Below are 16,718 nucleotides of genomic sequence, written 5' to 3'. Positions count from 1 at the left end.
TCCACGGCAAGCAGGAAAATTTCACACCCACTTCATGCGATGACCGAGACTTCCCCCCCGGCGGAAAACGACAGGGAGTCCGTTCGTCTGCGTCGTCCCGAAAAACGGGACGCTCAGTCGTTGTGGAGATTGGTCTGCGCTGACGAAACGCTCGACACCAATTCCTGTTACCTCTATTTGCTTCAGGCGACCGAGTTCGCCGATTCGTGCGTCGTTGCGGAACTGAACGATGAGATCGTCGGTTTCGCTACTGGATTCCGCCCCCCGACGCGTCCCCAATCCCTGTTTGTATGGCAAGTGCTTGTCGCGCCCTCAGCGCGCGGCATGGGACTGGCCAAGCAGATGCTGCTGTATTTGGTGGAGCAGGGTGAAGCGGTGCAGTTTATCGAAGCGACGATCACACCATCTAATGCTCCATCGCGTGGTTTGTTTGCGTCGCTAGCGTCCCGGTTGGGAGCAGCGATCGAATACTCGCGATGTTTTGAACCCGCGGACTTTGGCGCTTCAGATCATGAAGCGGAAGAGCTTGTCCGCGTTGGCCCTATTTAGGATAGAGAATGAATATTTTCCAGCGAATGGAATCAAACGTCCGCAGTTACTGCCGCTCGTTCCCGACGATCTTCACCCGCGCGAAGGATCACCTGCTGTTCGACGAACAGGGACGATCCTTCATCGACTTTTTTGCGGGCGCAGGCTCGCTCAACTACGGTCACAACAATGACGTGATCAAGTCGGCGCTGCTCGAGTATCTTTCGGCGGATGGCGTGACGCACGCTCTGGATATGTCGACGGCTGCTAAACGTGATTTGCTGCAAGCGATGCAGGATGTGCTGCTTGCTCCGCGTGGACTCGATTACAAGGTGATGTTTCCTGGACCGACCGGCACCAACGCCGTTGAATCGGCGCTGAAACTGGCCCGCAAGGTGACCGGTCGCGCCAACGTGATCGCCTTCACCAACGGCTTCCACGGCATGACCCTCGGTTCCCTGGCGATGACCGGCAACTCAGGCAAACGCGCCGGCGCCGGCGTCGCGCTGTCGGACGCGTCGCACATGCCGTTTTGCGACTATTTTGACGCCGATACCGATACGATCTCGCTGATCGAAAGCTATCTGAGCGATAACAGCAGCGGCATTGAGCCGCCGGCGGCCTTCATCGTCGAAACTGTGCAAGCCGAAGGGGGCGTCAACGTCGCTTCGAAAAAGTGGCTGCAGCGCCTAGCGGCCTTGGCCAAAAAAGTGGGCGCACTGCTGATCATGGATGACATCCAGGTCGGTTGCGGTCGCACCGGCCCGTTCTTCAGCTTTGAATTTGCGGGGATCAAGCCGGACATCGTTTGCTTGTCCAAGTCGTTCTCGGGTTATGGCTTGCCGTTGGCCGTTGTGCTGATGAAGCCGGAGCTCGATGCGTTTCAGCCAGGCGAGCACAACGGGACGTTCCGCGGACACAATCCGGCGTTCGTCACGGCGACCGCCGCGCTGCGTAACTATTGGCAAGACGATCAGCTCTCGCTGGCGGTCAATAGCAAAGCGAAGAAGATCAAAGCGACGTTGCTTGATCTGGCCGAAGCGTATGGCGCCGACGTTCGTGGTCGCGGTCTGATTCAAGGAATTCAGTTCCATGAAGAAGACGTCTCAGCGAAGATTTCTCGTGCGGCGTTTGGGCGCGGGCTGATCATTGAAACAGCCGGTCCCAACGACGAAGTGGTCAAGACTTTGCCGCCGCTGACGATCGCCGAAGATGCGCTCGACAACGGCCTGAAGATCCTGGTCGATTCGGTTCGAGAAGTCATGGGCAGTCCCAGGACCAAGAAGCCGGCCCAATCGATGGCGTCCGCCGACGAGGTTTCGGGCTAATTCAAAAGCGATGGAGCGTCTTCACGCTCGCGCGTATCGACTTCTACCTAACCCAACGCGCGTCGCATTCTGCGGCGCGCTGCACGGAGATACTGTACTTTGATCGTCAAAAAATTATCCGAAGCCATCGGAACCGAAGCGGAAGTTGTATCGGAAAACTGGACCAGTCGTCGCTTGCTGCTCAAGAAGGACGGCATGGGATTTTCGCTGCACGACACGATTATTCGCGCCGGCACCACGACCCCGATTCATTACCAGAATCATCTCGAAGCCGTCTATTGCATCGAAGGTAAAGGACGCGTCCAGCTGGTCGATTCCGGCGAGGTCTTTGAAATCGAAGCCGGCACCGTCTATGCGCTCGACAAAAATGACAAGCATTTGCTGTCGGCCGATGTCGATATGCGGATGGTCTGCGTCTTCAATCCGCCGGTCGTCGGAACCGAAGTTCACGACGAAAATGGCGTCTACCCGGCGATTGTGGATTAGCCGCGACGGCGTCGTCGTACGACCAAGCACAACTTCGTAAAGGAACCAGCAACCGACAATCGGATGATCCAACTGGAGAAGGAAAACCCTAGTGTCGAACGTCATTCAAGTTCATCGTGATCCTTATGCGTCTCGCATGGGGGAAATCTGGGAGGCCGCGCCGCGCATCGATCCGGTTGTCTGGCCAGGGCGCAGCGGCACTTTGCCCGACTCAGAGATCAGCAGCTTCGCCGACAACGGCTATCTATCGTTTCCGCAACTGCTCAGTTCAAGCGAAGCGGCGCAGTGCCTGGCGGAAGCGGAAGAGATGCGGTGGAGCGCCGACCAGGATCGGCCCGAAGTGATCACCGAACCGCAGCGGAACGAAGTTCGCACGATCTTTCGCGTCCATCGCGACAACGAACGTTTCCGCAGTATTTGCCTGGACCGGCGAATTCTCTCTAAGGTCGAACAGATCCTGGGGAGCGACGTTTATATTCATCAATCCCGCATCAACTACAAGCCGGCCTTTCACGGCAAAGAGTTCTTCTGGCACTCCGATTTTGAAACCTGGCACGTCGAAGATGGCATGCCGCGCACGCGTGCGATCAGCGTTTCGATCAGCCTGACCGACAACCACGAGTTCAACGGTCCTCTGATGCTGATCCAAGGTTCGCATCAGTACTACATTCGCTGTATCGGCGAAACGCCGGAGAATCACTACGAGACGTCGCTGAAGAAACAAGAGTTCGGCGTCCCCAGTCGTCAGGCGATCGAGTTTCTGACCAATCAAGGATCGATCAAAGCGCCCAAGGGTGGCCCCGGTTCGGCCCTGATGTTTGACTGCAACACGATGCACGGTTCGGCTGGAAATCTCAGCCCGACGCCGCGAACCAATCTGTTTGTCGTTTATAATAGCGTCGAAAATCGGCTCGTAGAACCGTTTGGCGGCTATGCGCCGCGGCCTGAGTTCCTAGCGGAGCGAGAAGATTGCTCGTTGGAGCAGCCTTAGCGGCCCGCTGGAGTAGACGCGTCGATTCAAACGACGCGACTGTCGGACAAATCGACACGAAAAAACGACCGCTGTCACTGACATCGGTCGTTTTTCTCGTTCTTGCGGAAACGTATCAGGGCTTTTCGCTTTGCAGAGAAATCTTCGCCGCTCGGCACGGTTTGTGCTTTTACAGTTCTCCCATACTGGCCTGTGCCTTCTCGTCCCGGATCGCGTCGGCGCGCGATCCGGTCGAGTTGGCCGTTTTCCTCGTCCGTCTGGTAGCTTAGTCGGCCAGATTGACCGTGACGGTCTTGTTCTCCAAGTAGGCGTCGAGACCCGCGGCGCCTAGTTCGCGTCCCAGGCCAGACATCTTAAAGCCGCCAAACGGAGCCGCCGTGTCAAACACGTCGTAGCAGTTGACCCAGACGGTTCCGGCGCGAACATCCGCGGCGAAACGGTGCGCCTTTTTGACGTCGTTGGTCCAAACGGCGGCGGCTAGTCCATAGAACGTGTCGTTCGCGCGCTGGATGATGTCGTCCTGGCCCTTAAACCGCAGGACCGACATCACCGGGCCAAAGATTTCGTCGGTCGCGATCTTCATATCGTCGGTCACATCGGCAAACAGGGTCGGCTGCACATAGAAGCCTTTGTCGCCGTGTCGCTGGCCGCCGCTCAATAGGCGAGCGCCTTGCTTCTTGCCAAGTTCGACGTAGCCCAAGATCTTGTCCATCTGACGCTGATCGACCTGCGGGCCCTGCTCGGTATCTGGATCAAGCGGGTCCCCTAGTTTGCGATCCTGATTCATCGCGACCATTCGTTCGCAGAATTCGTCGTAGATCGAATCTTCGACAAAGACGCGACTGCCGGCGGTGCAACATTGGCCTTGGTTGAAGTACAAACCAAAGTGGGCGCCGGCGATCGCGGCGTCGAGATCGGCGTCGGCGAAGATGACGTTCGGACTTTTGCCGCCGAGTTCAAACGTGACCCGCTTCATCGTGTCGGCGGCGTTCTTCATGATCGTTTGCGCGGTGATATGCTCGCCGGTGAACGCGATCTTATCGACGCCGGGATGCTTGACCAAAGAACCGCCGGCGGTCGGACCAAACCCAGGCACCACATTGATGACGCCATCGGGGATGCCGGCCTCTTGCGCCAGCTGCGCCATGCGCAAACAGGTGAGCGGCGTTTGCTCGGCCGGTTTCATCACGATGGTGCAGCCTGCGGCGAGCGCTGGTCCCCATTTCCAAGCGGCCATCAGCATCGGAAAGTTCCAGGGAATGATCTGACCGACCACGCCCACCGGTTCTCGACGGGTATAGCAGAAGTAGTCGCCGCGAATCGGAATGGTCGCGCCTTGAATTTTGTCGGCCCAGCCGGCGTAGTACTTCAAACAGTCGACGACCAGCGGCAGGTCAGCGGCCAATGCGTCACGAATCGGCTTACCGTTGTCGAGCGATTCAAGCGCGGCCAGTTCTTCTTTTTCTTGCTCGATCAATTCGGCCAAACGATAGATCAGCGCGCCGCGATCACGAGCGTCCATTTTTCGCCAAGGCCCGCTATCGAAAGCATTGCGAGCGGCGCGAACGGCCACGTCAATATCGGCGGCGTCCCCTTCGGCGACTTCAGCGATCACCTCCTCAGTGGCTGGATTCAACGTCGCAAAGGTTTTGCCGCTCATCGCGGGAACCCATTGGCCGTCGATAAAGCACTGCGTATGGCGAACTTCGGGCGAAGTCGAGGAGTTAGAACGAGAAATCGTAGCCATGACGGGAAATCCTTTTGTAACAGGAAGAGTCGGGTTATGTATTGTAGGGCGTAACGCCTGCCGCAAGCAATCGGTTTTGAGGCAAGATACGGCCTAGCTGCGTTGGAAAGCGCTCCCACTCGCGATAGAATGAGCGCCATCTACGTCGTCGCGATCTTGTGAAACCCAGCTTTCGATCGTTGGGACGACGACTGTTAGGAGTGATTTCTTGCAAGATTTCGACTACGCGGCGCCGATTTCCACCCACGAAGCGGTCCAGTTGCTCGCAGATCCCGGCCACAAAGCGGTCGTCCTGGCAGGCGGCACCGATATCTTGGTTTTGTTACGAGAACGTCGCCGCCGTGCGACGCTGGTTGTCGACGTCAAAAAAATCGCCGAACTAAATGAGCTGGCGATGACCGCCGATGGAGGACTCTTTCTCGGCGCGGCCGTTCCTTGTAGCCGAATCTATCGCGAAGCGGCGATTACCGAGAAGTACGCCGCGCTGGTCGATGCGACCAAAATCATCGGCGGTTGGCAGATTCAATCACGCGCTACGGTCGGCGGAAATCTCTGCAACGCATCTCCGGCGGCTGATTCGATTCCGCCGCTGGCCATTTATGACGCCGTCGCCGAGATCGCCGGTCCCAACGGACGTCGGCAAATGCCGGTCGCCGATTTTTGCAGCGGCGTCGGCAAGAATGTGATGGCGCGCGGCGATCTGCTGGTCGCGATTATCTTGCCGCCGATCGAAGCCCGAAGCGGCGCCGCTTTCCAACGATTTATCCCTCGGAACGAGATGGATATCGCCGTCGCCAGCGCCGCTTCTTTAGTCGAGCTGGACGACCAGGGGATCATTTGCAAGGCGCGTATCGTCTTGGGCGCCGTTGCAACAACCGCCGTGCGCGCATCGCACGCTGAGGAGGCGCTCGTCGGCCAACCGCCGAGCGACGAGCTGTTCGCCCAAGCAGGCGCGCTGGCCGAGCGATCGGCTCGTCCGATTGACGACATGCGAGGAACGATCGAGTACCGCAAACATTTGTGCGGCGTGTTGACGCGACGCACGCTGGCGATCGCCGTCGAGCGCGCCCAGTCGAAAACCCAATAGAACGACCAACCTAAGGTTACAGCGTGGCCAAAAAAAAGCTGATATCGGCGAAGATCAACGGCGAACCGCGCGAGTTCGCGTGCGAGCCGCGACAAAGTTTGCTAGAGGTCCTGCGTGATTCGTTGCAACTGACCGGCGCCAAAGAAGGCTGTAACAACGGCAACTGCGGAGCTTGCACGGTGCTGCTGAACGGCGAACCGGTCGTCAGCTGTTTGGTGTTGGCGCTGGAGGCCGAAGGCGCCGAGATTGAGACTGTCGAAGGGATCGCCGCCGGCGGCCAACTGCAGCCGCTACAGCAATGCTTTCTGGAAGGCGCCGCGCTGCAGTGCGGCGTTTGTACGCCTGGCTTTTTAATGACGGCCAAGGCGCTGTTGGATCGAGTTCCGCATCCCAGCGAAGCGGAGATTCGTTTTCAGTTGGCCGGAAACCTCTGTCGCTGCACCGGGTACGACAAGATCGTCCGCGCTGTTCAAGCCGCTGCCGAAGGAACGAACCCATGAGCGACATTTCGCCGATTTCTTACAGTGACAAAACGTTCAAAGTAATCGGCACACGGCCGGTTCGACATGATGGCGCCGACAAGGTGACCGGCCGCGCCCTGTACGGCGCCGACGTTCAGCTTCCCGGCGCTCTCCACGGCAAAGTGCTGCGCAGCCCGCACGCGCATGCGCGAATCAAGTTGATCGATACGTCGATCGCGGAAAAGATCGAAGGAGTCTACGCCGTCGCGACCGGTAAAGATTGGCCCGACCTGGTCGACAAAATCGCCGACTTGGGGGAAGGCGCCGTCCACCTGAAGGATCTCAGTGAGAACTGTTTAGCCGTCGACAAGGTGTTGTACAAAGGACATGCGATCGCCGCCGTCGCTGCTCGCGATGTCCATATCGCGGAAGCAGCGATCGCGGCGATTCGCGTCGACTACGAACTGTTGCCGGCGGTTACGTCCGTGCTGGACGCGATGAAGCCTGGCGCGCCGATCTTGCATCCCGGTTTGAAGACCGAGACGCTGGGGCAGCCCAGCCAAGGACCGACTAACATTGATCGGCACGTTCATTTTGAAACCGGCGATATCGCCGCAGGGTTTGCAGCCGCCGATCTGATCCTGGAAAGAGAGTTTGAAACCGCGACGGTTCATCAAGGCTATATCGAGCCGCAAGTTTCTACGGCGCTCTGGAACGAAGATGGCCAGCTGAAGATCTGGACTTCCACCCAAGGCTCGTTCACCGCGCGCCATCAAACGGCCGAGTTGCTGCAGCTCCCGATCTCGAAGGTGACGGTCACGCCGTGCGAAATTGGGGGCGGATTCGGCGGTAAGATCGCCGTCTACTTAGAACCGGTCGCCGCGATTTTAAGCCGCAAGAGTGGTCGCGCCGTCAAAATGACCATGCAGCGCGACGAAGTCTTTGAAGGGACGGGGCCGACGCCTGCGTCGTTTATCCGGGTCAAGCTGGGCGCGACGAAGGATGGAAAGTTGACCGCCGGTCAGGCCTATCTGGCCTACGAGTCGGGCGCATTCCCCGGCGGCGTGATTGGTCCCGGCACGATGTGCATCTTTAGCTGCGTCGAATTGCCCAATGCGGTGGTCGACGGGTACGACGTCTGCGTCAACAAACCGAAGACGCAAGCCTATCGAGCGCCCGGCGCGACGCAAGCGGCGTTTGCGTTTGAGTCGACATTCAATGAACTGGCTGAGCAGTTGCAAATTGATCCCATCGCAATCCGACGGATCAACGGCGTCAAAGAGGGATCGCGTCGTGTCGACGGCCCGGTCTATCCGCGGATTGGTTATCTCGAATGTTTGGAGGCGGCGCAAAACTCTTCGCATTGGAACTCGCCGCTGGAAGGCCCCAACCAGGGGCGCGGGATCGCGGCCGGTTATTGGTTCAACATTGGTTTGAAGTCGAGCGTTTCCGCGTCGGTCAACCCAGATGGAACTGTCAATCTGCTGGAAGGATCGACCGACATCGGCGGTACGCGGACTTCGATCGCGATGCAGTTGGCTGAGACGCTTGGTATTCCCGCGGCGGACGTGTTGCCGAAAGTGGTCGATACCGACAGCATCGGCTACACCGACGTGACCGGCGGCAGTCGAACAACCTTCGCCACCGGAATGGCGGCGCACAAAGTGGGACTCAAACTGCTAGAGCAGCTGACGGCACGTGCGGCGTTCTTGTGGGATTGCGATCCGGCCGAAGTGAAAGTCGACGGCGACCTTTACCGTTGGCGTGATCAACAACTGACTTTCAAGCAGTTAGCCGAAAAGCTGCCGAGCGCCGGCGATCCCGTGGTGGGTCACGCGTCAGTATCGCCGGAAGGTCCGACCAACGGCTTTGGCGTTCATATCGTGGACGTCGAAGTTGATCCCGATACGGCGAAGGTCAAAATCTTGCGTTACACGGCGATCCAAGACGCCGGCAAAGCGATTCATCCCAGCTACGTCGAAGGCCAGATGCAAGGCGGAGCAGTGCAGGGAATCGGCTGGGCGCTGAACGAAGAATATTTCTACGGCGACGACCACAAGATGCGCAATGCGTCACTGCTCGACTATCGCATTCCGACCTGTCTGGATGTGCCGATGATCGACACGATCATCGTCGAAGTTCCCAATCCCAACCATCCGTTCGGCGTCCGCGGAGTCGGCGAAACGCCGATCGTTCCTCCGCCGGGGGCGATTGCCGACGCGATCTTCCAAGCTACCGGAGTACGAGCGACTCGGCTGCCGATTTCTCCGCCTCGGTTGTGGAAAGCGATGAGTCAGCTCGCAAAGTAACGCGTGGCGCTAGGCGGCCGCTCGAGAGTAATCGCCGGCCGCTTCTGCTAAGAAGCTGGTAAGCTGCTGACGCAATTGCGGAACGTCGACGCGAATGTTGGCGTCCATGCCGCGCTGACCCACCGGCTGGCCGAAGTAGACGGCGTATTGCAATGCGTTGATTTCGGCCAGGTAATGAAAGAACAGGGGAGGGCGGCACGTCGGCGTAATCTCGAAGACGGCAGTTCCTGGCCGCGAATAGACAAGGTTCGAGAACCCGGCGCCGTGCGGACCAACGATCACGCCCGCTTGTTGAAAGAGTTGGATCTGTTTCTTCAGCGGTAAGTCTTCGAGATAGACCTGCTGAAATCCGAGCGGCTTCAGCGCGGCGAAGAGTTCCGCTTCGTTCACGATATAGCGCGACGTGAATCGCCGCCGAGCGATGTACAGTTTCAGTCGGTCGTCACGTTCGTAGTGCGACCAGGCTTGGGTTTGCATCTTCTCACGCAAGTAGGCGACGCCGGCCGGTTGCGGAAAGTAGCAGGCGACGCTCGGAATGATTAACTGCTTCGCCTGGATGTGCGTGTAGTGGCCCATCGGCAATATCTGCGAACGTTCGATTCCGAGCAACTGCAGCGACTCTGACGCAAACGCGTGCCGCTTGGGCGCGGCGACGTAGTCAAACGAGACGCCGGATTGTTCGACGAGACGCAATTGCGACAGCATCTCGAACGTCCAGTGATAGTAATTGCGCTGGGCCAAGCCGCGCGTCATGACCAAGACGTTGCCGTCGATACGCCGCGGACGCGGGAGATGGGTGAAGCTGGTCCCGACGCCGGAAACCGCCGCCAGCGAACCGCCTCCCAGATTTTCCAGCACGCCATGCTTGGGGGTAAACAAAATCCCTTGCCGGCTGATGACGCTCCCTTGTTCTAGCAGCGTGACCCCGCCTGGCGGATAGTCGATGGTTGACTCGCCGTTCCAATCGCGATCCGTTTCATACAGCAAACCGGCCGAAATAAGCGCTTCGATGTCTTGTCCGACTTGATCGACCGCGCCGAACATCGTGCGGCGAGGAAACGATTGGCGCGCCGGTTCTTCCAAGCAAAAGTCGAGCGGCGAGTCGAGACAACCTCCGCGCGGCGCAGGGACGCCGAACAGTCGCCACCACGTATTCAGCAAGCGGCAACGCAGCTGCTTGATGGTCTCAGATTTCAGGCGCATACCGACTCAACTTGTCACGGGATGTTACAGATTGGGGGAAGTTTATCGAGAACTGTCCTCTAATCGCAAGGGCGATTGCCCTGTTGCGGCAAGCCGGCGCCCTTTTTATCCCCCACCGATGGCAGGCAAGAAGTAGACGTCGCTTGACGCTGCTAGCCGTGCGGCGAATCCTTTATTGCTGAGCGCCCCATCGATCGCGACCTGCAAACCAGCGCGTATGCGGTCTCCGTCGCAAAGTCGCTCGCGCAGGCCTGGAAATCGCGTCTCCAGCGACTCGATCAATTGGCGAACGTTGGCGGCGTCGATTTCCAAATGTTCGACGCCTGCGGTCATGGGGCGTAATTGAGCCGGAATATGGACCGTCGCCATGATCGAGGTCTCCAAAAAGAACGCCGCGTCCAAGGTGGGACGCGGCGCTTGAGATTTTCGAATCGGCTGAGATCGAAGTGCGTTACTTCAGTCCTGAAACAGCGATAACCTGGCCTTCGTTCTTGTCGAACTCTTTGCCCAGCTGGCCGATGTAAAGCTTGCCGTCCGGGCCAAACGTGCACGAGACCGGGCCCATTAGCTTGTCGGTCAGCACTTCGACTTCGGCGGCGCCTGATTCCTCGGGCAGCGTGACGATGGCCAACTTGCCGGGCTTCACTTCGGTCAGCGCCCAGTTGTTGTCGACCACGGCCAATTTTTTGGCGCCGGGGATGACGGCGAAGCCCATCGGATCGAGCAAGCCCGGCACGGTCCATTGCTTGGTCGGCTTCCCGCTCTTCAGATCCCAAGCGACGATCAAGCCGTCATCTTTGCCGCCGGCGCCAGAGTACAACGTCAAAATTGCGTCGTCGCCCCACAACGCGGTCGCCATCGGCGAGTTGATCGCGATGTCGTTGTCGTCCGCCGAGAAAAGGGGGCTCAGCTTCTTGTCAGCCACGTCGACCTTTAAGACCCACGTCTTGGCGTCGGAGCCTTGTCCGGCGACGTAGATCGTTTTGCCATCCGCGCTAGCGGTCAAACCGGTCAGGTTGCCTTCGCCCTTGTCGGCCTTGTCATCGGAGGTCGGCGGAACCGAGTTGGTCGCTTCGCCTGCTTCGACTTTGCCGGGGCCTTTGAAGAAGACGACCGTTTCGGCGCCGTCGCCGAGTCCAGCGTTGGTGACGGCCAACGTTTCGGCGTCCAGCCAAATGGCGGACAGCGGACCTAGTTTGAAACGTTTGTCGCCTGACTCGGCGTCCACCTTCCAGTATTCGGTCGGAAAGCCGGTGATAAATTCTTTCAGTTCGCCCGCTTCCAGAGTCAACACGCGACCATCGCCTGAGTCGCAGATCGTCAACGTGCCGCTGGGGCTAAAGCTGACGCCGGACGGATTGGTTAGACCTTTGGCGGCGACTTCGGCCGAGTAGCCTTCGGGCAGACCGAGATCAACGACTTCGGCATTCACGGCAGCTCCGCACCAAGCGGACGCTGCGACAATCAAACTGCAAAGCATGGTTCTACGCATAAGGCGCCTTTCTTCTCGTGAGTCATCAAAGTGGAACCGTTACCGCGGCTTCGAGAGATAGTCTACCACTCTCGCTTGGCTTGCTTCTACCGCCCTGGCAAGCCCGCAGGCAATTACTTCGTCGCTTTGTAATTCGGATTCGCGGTCGGCAAGATTGCGCCCACCGCTTTGCGCCACTGACGCAGCTTTTGGTGAAGTTCCTTACGTTTCTCCGGTTGCTGATCCGCTAGATTTTGTTTTTCGCCGATATCGTCGGCCAGATTGAACAGCTCGACCTTGCCATCTTCGTACCACTCGATCAGTTTCCAATCTCCTTCGCGAACCGCCGCGGTCGGCGAGCCCCCTTGATTGCCGTAGTGCGGATAATGCCAAAAGATCGGACCGCGATCGAGCGGCTTTCCTTCTAGTGCGGAGATGATGCTAACGCCGTCGGTATCGATCTTGTCCCCCGGCTTGTCGACCACTGCCAAGATCGTCGGCAGAAAGTCAGGGCTCGTAACCAGCGCGTCGCTTTCGCTGCCTGGGCTGGTAACGCCGGGATAGCGGACGACCAGCGGTTCGCGAATTCCCCCTTCGTACATCCAACCCTTGCCGCCGCGCAGCGGCAGATTGCTGGTCGGATGTCCTTCCGAAGTCGATAGGCCGCCGTTGTCCGAGGTAAAGATCACCAGCGTATTGTCGGTCAACTTCAAGCGATCAAGCGCATCCAGCACTTTGCCAACCGCCGCGTCCATCGCTTCGACCATACCGGCGTAGACCGAATGTTCTTGCACCAGCCGTAGTTTACTTTTTCCTTCTTCGCCCCAAATCGGGCCGGCAAAACGAATCCGCTGTTTGATCTCATCGTACTTCTGCTTCAAGTCCTCACGGGCCATCAGCGGCGTGTGGACCGAGTAGAAAGAGAGATAGGCCAAAAACGGTTGGTCTTGGTGCTGTTCGATAAACTTCACCGTTTCGCTCGCCAGACGATCGGGCAGATGTTCTCCATCGGGTCCATCGGTCAGACGTGGATTGCCATACGGCGAAAAGTATTTCTTGCCGCCGTAAGGACCCCCGCGGTCGATGCCGCCGATGTTGACGTCGAACCCTTGATCTTCGGGCCAGTTCCCTTCCGGGCCCAAGTGCCATTTTCCGGCGAAGAAGGTCGCGTAACCGCGCTGCTTCAGCGCTTCGGCCAAGGTTGTTTCTTCCAGGGCCAAACGCGTTTGATAAGGCGCCGGCAGCAGCGGCGTATTACGTTTCCATTTATCCGGCTGCGCGGCGCCGATGTAGTCGGTAATGCCGACGCGCTGCGGATACTTGCCGGTCATGATGCTGGCCCGCGTCGGCGAACAAACTTGACACGCGGCGTAGGCATTGGTGAATCGCATTCCCGACGCCGCCAGACCATCGACATTCGGCGTGTGATAAAAGCTCGAACCGTATACGCCGATATCTTTCCATCCCAGGTCATCGACCAGGAAGAAGACTATATTGGGCGTACGCTTTGGTTCTGCAGAATTCGCCTGCTTTTCTAGGGTAAAAGAAAATAAAATGGCGCCGATGACCAGAGTGAATGTAGTTAGTTTGTGTTGTAAATAACTCGGTGTCGGCGTCGACATCATTTAGTGGTCCTTTACGGCAAGCATGCTTGGATGGGCGGATTTGGCGGGACTGATTCAGTATCGGTCGGACCGACGCGCGGGTCAACGCAGCGGCAATAGGTGCGAAGACAAATGACCAGAAAATCGAAAAAGCGCCGGCAATCTCATCGATCGGCCTGGCATGGGAAGCAAACCGATAGCTGGTGCTGCACGCAGCCTGGCGCCAAAAAGCGGTTCCCGGTCGGCTCCAACTATCTTCCGTACTGCCAGCGAGAAGTCGAACGTGGAGAGATTCGTAAGAGGCGTTCGTCCGCCTAGCTAAACGATCTTTGCGGCTACTCTTCAAAGATCTCTAGCGGCTGCTCTCCTGAAATCTCAACCGAATATCGATCAATTCGAGGACGGGAATCGACATGCGAATTCTCCGCGTTTCAGGGGCGGGACGAGTAAGGATGTACTGATCTTGAATTGTACGCGCAGAAGAGGCTGCGGCGAATTGCTAGCGCGCAATTAACCTTTACGATAATTGGCCGGGGTGACGCCGGTATGTTCGCGAAAGGCGCGAATAAAGCCGCTGGTGCTGTCAAAACCGCTCCGGACAGCCACATCGACGATGCTCAAGGGAGTCGAAGTGAGCAAATGCTGGGCATTTCGCATCCGGGATAGCCGGATCTCGTGGGCGATCGAATGGCCAATCGCGGTTTTGAATCGTTTTTCAAGCACTTTGCGGCTGAGGTGCAAATGGTCGACTACGTCGGTCACGGTGATCGGCCGATGACAGCGATCGCGTATGAATTCGACCGCCGCAACCACGTTGGCGTCTCCCAAGGCGAGAAACTGCGATGAGCGGCGAACGATTAGTTGCCCCGGCGGAACGAGAATTGGTTTCGCCGGACGTTCCGCTCCTTCGATCAACTGATCGACCAATTGGGCGGCAAGGTAGCCGATCCGTTCCGAGTTCTGGGCGACGCTCGAAAGCCCCGGCATCGTCGTTTCGCAGATTAGGCGGTAATCGTTGACCCCGATCACCGAAACGCTATGGGGAATCGAACGGCCGATCACCTTGCAGGCTTCGACGATCTCGTGGGCGAACTCATCATGGCACGACGCGACGCCGCAAGGTTCCGGCAACCCGGCGATCGCTTGTTGCAACTCGCCTTGGTGGACCTGACGGTCGCTGGTTTCCAGTGACAATTCGGAATCGAAGGAAATGTCGATCGATGCGGCGTCGAAACCACTTTCCGCCAGCCGCTGGAGAAAACCTGTTTGCCGCATGCGATTGTGATACCAAGCGAAATGCCCGACGAAGGCGAAGTTGCGTAGTCCCAGACTTAGCAAATGCTCGGCCAGGCGCCGCCCGATCTGCAAGTTGTCTGAATGGACGACGGGAACGCCCGCTTCCGGTTCGGATTGCAGCGTCAGATTGACGAACGGGATCCCCAAGCTTTGTAGAAAATTAATCCGCTCCTGACTCTCGGCGTAGGCGATGATTCCATCGGCGGCGAGCTTGTCGAGCAGTTCGATCGGAACGTACGGAATCGCGGCTCGCTTGGTGATCTGGATGCGACCGGTTTCGGTCGCGTATTGCATAACGCCCCGGATCATCCGCACCTGATTGTCGGAACTTGGCACGACGGCGAGCGTAATCTTGTGCGGCATACCGATGAGCGGAACGATTTTGGGAAATTGCCGCCGATCGCGCCATGGGGGCTCGTCTCGCGACGCATCGTAGTTCAGACCAGAGTTGTCGCGCCAATCCACGAGAGGTGTTGACCTTGTCAAGTTAAGGGACGTCGGCTCCGCTGGCAAGTCGCTTACATGGCGACATCGTCCAGAGAGACCTGTGGAAAAGCGGCTGCGACGCTTCTTTCGAGCAATTTCCGGAAGATCAATTGCATGCGGGGGAAGTGGAACACGCCTTCAAGTTGAGCTGGACGACGCGCTGAAACAGTTCTGCACCCTCGCGGCGTACTGCTCGCTGCCGATCGCGTGGGCGTATTGTGCGAAGGCGATCGCTGCGCTAAACGCGTAGCGCCGCTCGCGAATCGAAGCGCCTTCGCGCGTGGCGTGAAACCATGTGCGCCCGTCGGCCGGGTCAAAGCAGCGACGTTCGATAAATGGAATCGTTCGTTTCGTCTGCTGGAGCCACTCTTCCCGCTGCTCGACCAAGTTGTTGAGTTTTCCGATTAGCCATGCGAAGCCCCTCTGCCGCCCTGCGCGATTGGACGTGGCTGTTTGCCGTCGTCGCGCCAGACGTACTTTCTCTCTTGCTGGGGCAGCACATGAATCTGATTGACCCATTACTTGTTGTTTTCCCAAATAGGCTGGGGAAAATTCGCACCGCCGGCGATGATCAGGGCATTGTTGTGAACGCTTGCGAAGTCCTGCTCGTTGGGTAGCGGTGGAACCTCGGTCCACTTCAGCCAGTTTCTTTCTTCCGCTATGCAGGGGGAGAACATCGTGAGGAGCAGGAGTGCGAGAAGCGACAGACGGTGAAGTTTCAAGTTCGAGGCGATCAATTGCGGCACGCTAGGCTGACTCCAATGGGGACGCGCACGGAACCAGGCGGTTGGCCTGTGGGGCATGCGATTATCGAGTGACGAATCCCTCGAAAAAGCCGACCTGTTCGAGCAATTCTCGCAAGTGAGCCGTTTCGTTTGAGCTTAATGCGCGTTGCGGCAGGCGACACGTGCCGAAGTCATAGCCGAGCATGCCCAGGATCGCTTTCATCGCCGAATGGAACGGAAAGGTTCCAATGACGTTGATCATTTCGATTGCTTGATTCTGCAAAGCGCGGGCGTCATTCCAGTCGCCCGCTTCAACCGCTGTGATGAGCTGATGGTAGAGAGGGGCGGCAATATTATAGGTGCTGCCGATTGCGCCCGTCGCTCCGGACGCCCACGCGCCCAGTATCATATCGTCGCAGCCCCAAACGACGTCAAATCGCTGGTTTTGCAGCTTCAAGCATTGTTGAAGCTCGTTCAGCTTGGTGTCGGTGTATTTCAGACCAAACAGATTAGGAATCTGCTCTCCGCCTAGCTGTATGAATTGCTGAATATCAATCAATGATCCGGTGAGTAGTGGAACATGGTAGTAGTAAAATGGCAATTTCGGCGCACCGCACGCGATTTCCCGCATGCAATCAACCAGCAGTTGCGGCGATTGCACTTTGAAATACGAAGGGCAAGTGGCCGAGACCGCATCGGCCCCGATCGCCTGAGCATGCGCGGCCAATTGCTTCGCTTCGGCGACGCTGTTGTGTCCTACCTGGACGATCACGGGCAGGCGGCCGTCGGCGGCTTTTACGTAGCTTTCGGCTACTAGGCGGCGTTCTTCGCTAGTGAGAGACATTCCTTCGCCGGTACTACCGCAGACGTAAAGTCCGTTTACGCCCGTGTTAACTAGATGTTCGACCATCTGCGGGGTCTGATCGAGGCGAAGCCGGCCGTCGGCGCCAAAAGGCGTATAGGTGGCGGCGATCAGGCCCGTCAGTCGTTTCATGT

Annotated in this window: 16 protein-coding genes; 8 read left to right on the top strand and 8 right to left on the bottom strand. The window is 58.0% G+C overall.

The window, feature by feature from the left end; translation table 11 throughout:
• The first annotated feature begins 39 nt into the window (after nucleotides 1-39).
• The 4 genes from ectA to DSM3645_RS19745 all read left to right on the top strand — a co-directional run bounded on the left by ectA (nucleotide 40) and on the right by DSM3645_RS19745 (nucleotide 3,333).
• A complete protein-coding gene (gene ectA, locus DSM3645_RS19760) occupies nucleotides 40-549 on the top strand; it encodes a diaminobutyrate acetyltransferase (RefSeq protein ID WP_002654074.1) in 510 nt (169 codons plus the stop codon).
• An 8-nt stretch (nucleotides 550-557) separates the two neighbouring features.
• The gene (gene ectB / locus DSM3645_RS19755; RefSeq protein ID WP_050769459.1) at nucleotides 558-1,856 is read left to right on the top strand and encodes a diaminobutyrate--2-oxoglutarate transaminase; all 1,299 of its coding nucleotides are present in this window, start codon (nucleotides 558-560) and stop codon (nucleotides 1,854-1,856) included.
• Between the two features lie 99 nt (nucleotides 1,857-1,955).
• Nucleotides 1,956-2,342: an ectoine synthase gene (locus DSM3645_RS19750; protein ID WP_002654072.1), complete on the top strand. Its 387-nt coding sequence runs from the start codon at nucleotides 1,956-1,958 to the stop codon at nucleotides 2,340-2,342.
• Nucleotides 2,343-2,433: 91 nt separating this feature from the next.
• Nucleotides 2,434-3,333 carry a phytanoyl-CoA dioxygenase family protein gene (locus DSM3645_RS19745; RefSeq protein WP_315849864.1) on the top strand — a complete coding sequence of 300 codons (900 nt, stop codon included), beginning with the start codon at nucleotides 2,434-2,436 and terminating at the stop codon, nucleotides 3,331-3,333.
• 265 nt (nucleotides 3,334-3,598) lie between these two features.
• Here the strand turns inward: DSM3645_RS19745 and DSM3645_RS19740 are convergent, their stop codons facing one another.
• Nucleotides 3,599-5,080 (bottom strand): aldehyde dehydrogenase family protein, encoded by a 1,482-nt coding sequence (locus DSM3645_RS19740; RefSeq protein WP_002654069.1) that lies wholly within the window; start codon nucleotides 5,078-5,080, stop codon nucleotides 3,599-3,601.
• A gap of 208 nt (nucleotides 5,081-5,288) precedes the next feature.
• Between DSM3645_RS19740 and DSM3645_RS19735 the strand changes: the two genes are divergently transcribed.
• From DSM3645_RS19735 to DSM3645_RS19725, 3 genes are read left to right on the top strand one after another with little or no spacing between them, the layout of a single operon-like run.
• Nucleotides 5,289-6,167, top strand: coding sequence for an FAD binding domain-containing protein (locus DSM3645_RS19735; protein ID WP_002654068.1), 879 nt, complete (start codon nucleotides 5,289-5,291; stop codon nucleotides 6,165-6,167).
• Between the two features lie 23 nt (nucleotides 6,168-6,190).
• On the top strand, nucleotides 6,191-6,667 hold the full coding sequence (locus DSM3645_RS19730; RefSeq protein ID WP_002654067.1) for a (2Fe-2S)-binding protein: 477 nt from the start codon (nucleotides 6,191-6,193) through the stop codon (nucleotides 6,665-6,667).
• Nucleotides 6,664-8,937, top strand: coding sequence for a xanthine dehydrogenase family protein molybdopterin-binding subunit (locus DSM3645_RS19725; protein WP_002654066.1), 2,274 nt, complete (start codon nucleotides 6,664-6,666; stop codon nucleotides 8,935-8,937). The genes DSM3645_RS19730 and DSM3645_RS19725 overlap by 4 nt, the downstream gene beginning before the upstream one ends.
• Before the next feature lie 9 nt (nucleotides 8,938-8,946).
• On the opposite strand, the gene DSM3645_RS19720 is transcribed toward DSM3645_RS19725, so the two are convergent.
• The 4 genes from DSM3645_RS19720 to DSM3645_RS19705 form a co-directional block, all read right to left on the bottom strand.
• The gene (locus DSM3645_RS19720) at nucleotides 8,947-10,140 is read right to left on the bottom strand and encodes a glycosyltransferase family 61 protein (protein ID WP_002654065.1); all 1,194 of its coding nucleotides are present in this window, start codon (nucleotides 10,138-10,140) and stop codon (nucleotides 8,947-8,949) included.
• 105 nt (nucleotides 10,141-10,245) lie between these two features.
• Nucleotides 10,246-10,509 carry a MoaD/ThiS family protein gene (locus DSM3645_RS19715; RefSeq protein ID WP_131282746.1) on the bottom strand — a complete coding sequence of 88 codons (264 nt, stop codon included), beginning with the start codon at nucleotides 10,507-10,509 and terminating at the stop codon, nucleotides 10,246-10,248.
• An 82-nt stretch (nucleotides 10,510-10,591) separates the two neighbouring features.
• The gene (locus DSM3645_RS19710) at nucleotides 10,592-11,632 is read right to left on the bottom strand and encodes a YncE family protein (protein WP_237564894.1); all 1,041 of its coding nucleotides are present in this window, start codon (nucleotides 11,630-11,632) and stop codon (nucleotides 10,592-10,594) included.
• A gap of 113 nt (nucleotides 11,633-11,745) precedes the next feature.
• Nucleotides 11,746-13,236 (bottom strand): sulfatase, encoded by a 1,491-nt coding sequence (locus DSM3645_RS19705; protein ID WP_002654062.1) that lies wholly within the window; start codon nucleotides 13,234-13,236, stop codon nucleotides 11,746-11,748.
• A 111-nt stretch (nucleotides 13,237-13,347) separates the two neighbouring features.
• Between DSM3645_RS19705 and DSM3645_RS30295 the strand changes: the two genes are divergently transcribed.
• Complete coding sequence (locus DSM3645_RS30295) at nucleotides 13,348-13,533, top strand: hypothetical protein (RefSeq protein WP_131282744.1); 186 nt, start codon at nucleotides 13,348-13,350, stop codon at nucleotides 13,531-13,533.
• Nucleotides 13,534-13,725: 192 nt separating this feature from the next.
• Here DSM3645_RS30295 and DSM3645_RS19700 read toward each other — a convergent pair whose 3' ends face one another.
• From DSM3645_RS19700 to DSM3645_RS19685, 3 genes are all read right to left on the bottom strand, one after another.
• Nucleotides 13,726-14,874 (bottom strand): AraC family transcriptional regulator, encoded by a 1,149-nt coding sequence (locus DSM3645_RS19700; protein WP_237564893.1) that lies wholly within the window; start codon nucleotides 14,872-14,874, stop codon nucleotides 13,726-13,728.
• Between the two features lie 641 nt (nucleotides 14,875-15,515).
• The gene (locus tag DSM3645_RS19690; RefSeq protein WP_040352828.1) at nucleotides 15,516-15,743 is read right to left on the bottom strand and encodes a hypothetical protein; all 228 of its coding nucleotides are present in this window, start codon (nucleotides 15,741-15,743) and stop codon (nucleotides 15,516-15,518) included.
• Nucleotides 15,744-15,804: 61 nt separating this feature from the next.
• Nucleotides 15,805-16,716, bottom strand: coding sequence for a dihydrodipicolinate synthase family protein (locus tag DSM3645_RS19685; RefSeq protein ID WP_002654058.1), 912 nt, complete (start codon nucleotides 16,714-16,716; stop codon nucleotides 15,805-15,807).
• Nucleotides 16,717-16,718 lie beyond the last annotated feature (2 nt).

Source organism: Blastopirellula marina DSM 3645 (genome assembly GCF_000153105.1).
Lineage (GTDB): Bacteria > Planctomycetota > Planctomycetia > Pirellulales > Pirellulaceae > Blastopirellula > Blastopirellula marina.
This window is presented reverse-complemented; position numbering and strand designations above follow the sequence as displayed.

Bases quoted from the DNA above. Each gene is read 5' to 3' on its own strand.
- DSM3645_RS19710 (WP_237564894.1), bottom strand. From the start codon at position 11,632: ATGCGTAGAACCATGCTTTGCAGTTTGATTGTCGCAGCGTCCGCTTGG.
- DSM3645_RS19715 (WP_131282746.1), bottom strand. From the start codon at position 10,509: ATGGCGACGGTCCATATTCCGGCTCAATTACGCCCCATGACCGCAGGC.
- DSM3645_RS19725 (WP_002654066.1), top strand. From the start codon at position 6,664: ATGAGCGACATTTCGCCGATTTCTTACAGTGACAAAACGTTCAAAGTA.
- DSM3645_RS19740 (WP_002654069.1), bottom strand. From the start codon at position 5,080: ATGGCTACGATTTCTCGTTCTAACTCCTCGACTTCGCCCGAAGTTCGC.
- ectA (WP_002654074.1), top strand. From the start codon at position 40: ATGACCGAGACTTCCCCCCCGGCGGAAAACGACAGGGAGTCCGTTCGT.
- DSM3645_RS19705 (WP_002654062.1), bottom strand. From the start codon at position 13,236: ATGATGTCGACGCCGACACCGAGTTATTTACAACACAAACTAACTACA.
- ectB (WP_050769459.1), top strand. From the start codon at position 558: ATGAATATTTTCCAGCGAATGGAATCAAACGTCCGCAGTTACTGCCGC.
- DSM3645_RS19720 (WP_002654065.1), bottom strand. From the start codon at position 10,140: ATGCGCCTGAAATCTGAGACCATCAAGCAGCTGCGTTGCCGCTTGCTG.
- DSM3645_RS19685 (WP_002654058.1), bottom strand. From the start codon at position 16,716: ATGAAACGACTGACGGGCCTGATCGCCGCCACCTATACGCCTTTTGGC.
- DSM3645_RS30295 (WP_131282744.1), top strand. From the start codon at position 13,348: ATGACCAGAAAATCGAAAAAGCGCCGGCAATCTCATCGATCGGCCTGG.
- DSM3645_RS19700 (WP_237564893.1), bottom strand. From the start codon at position 14,874: ATGCCGCACAAGATTACGCTCGCCGTCGTGCCAAGTTCCGACAATCAG.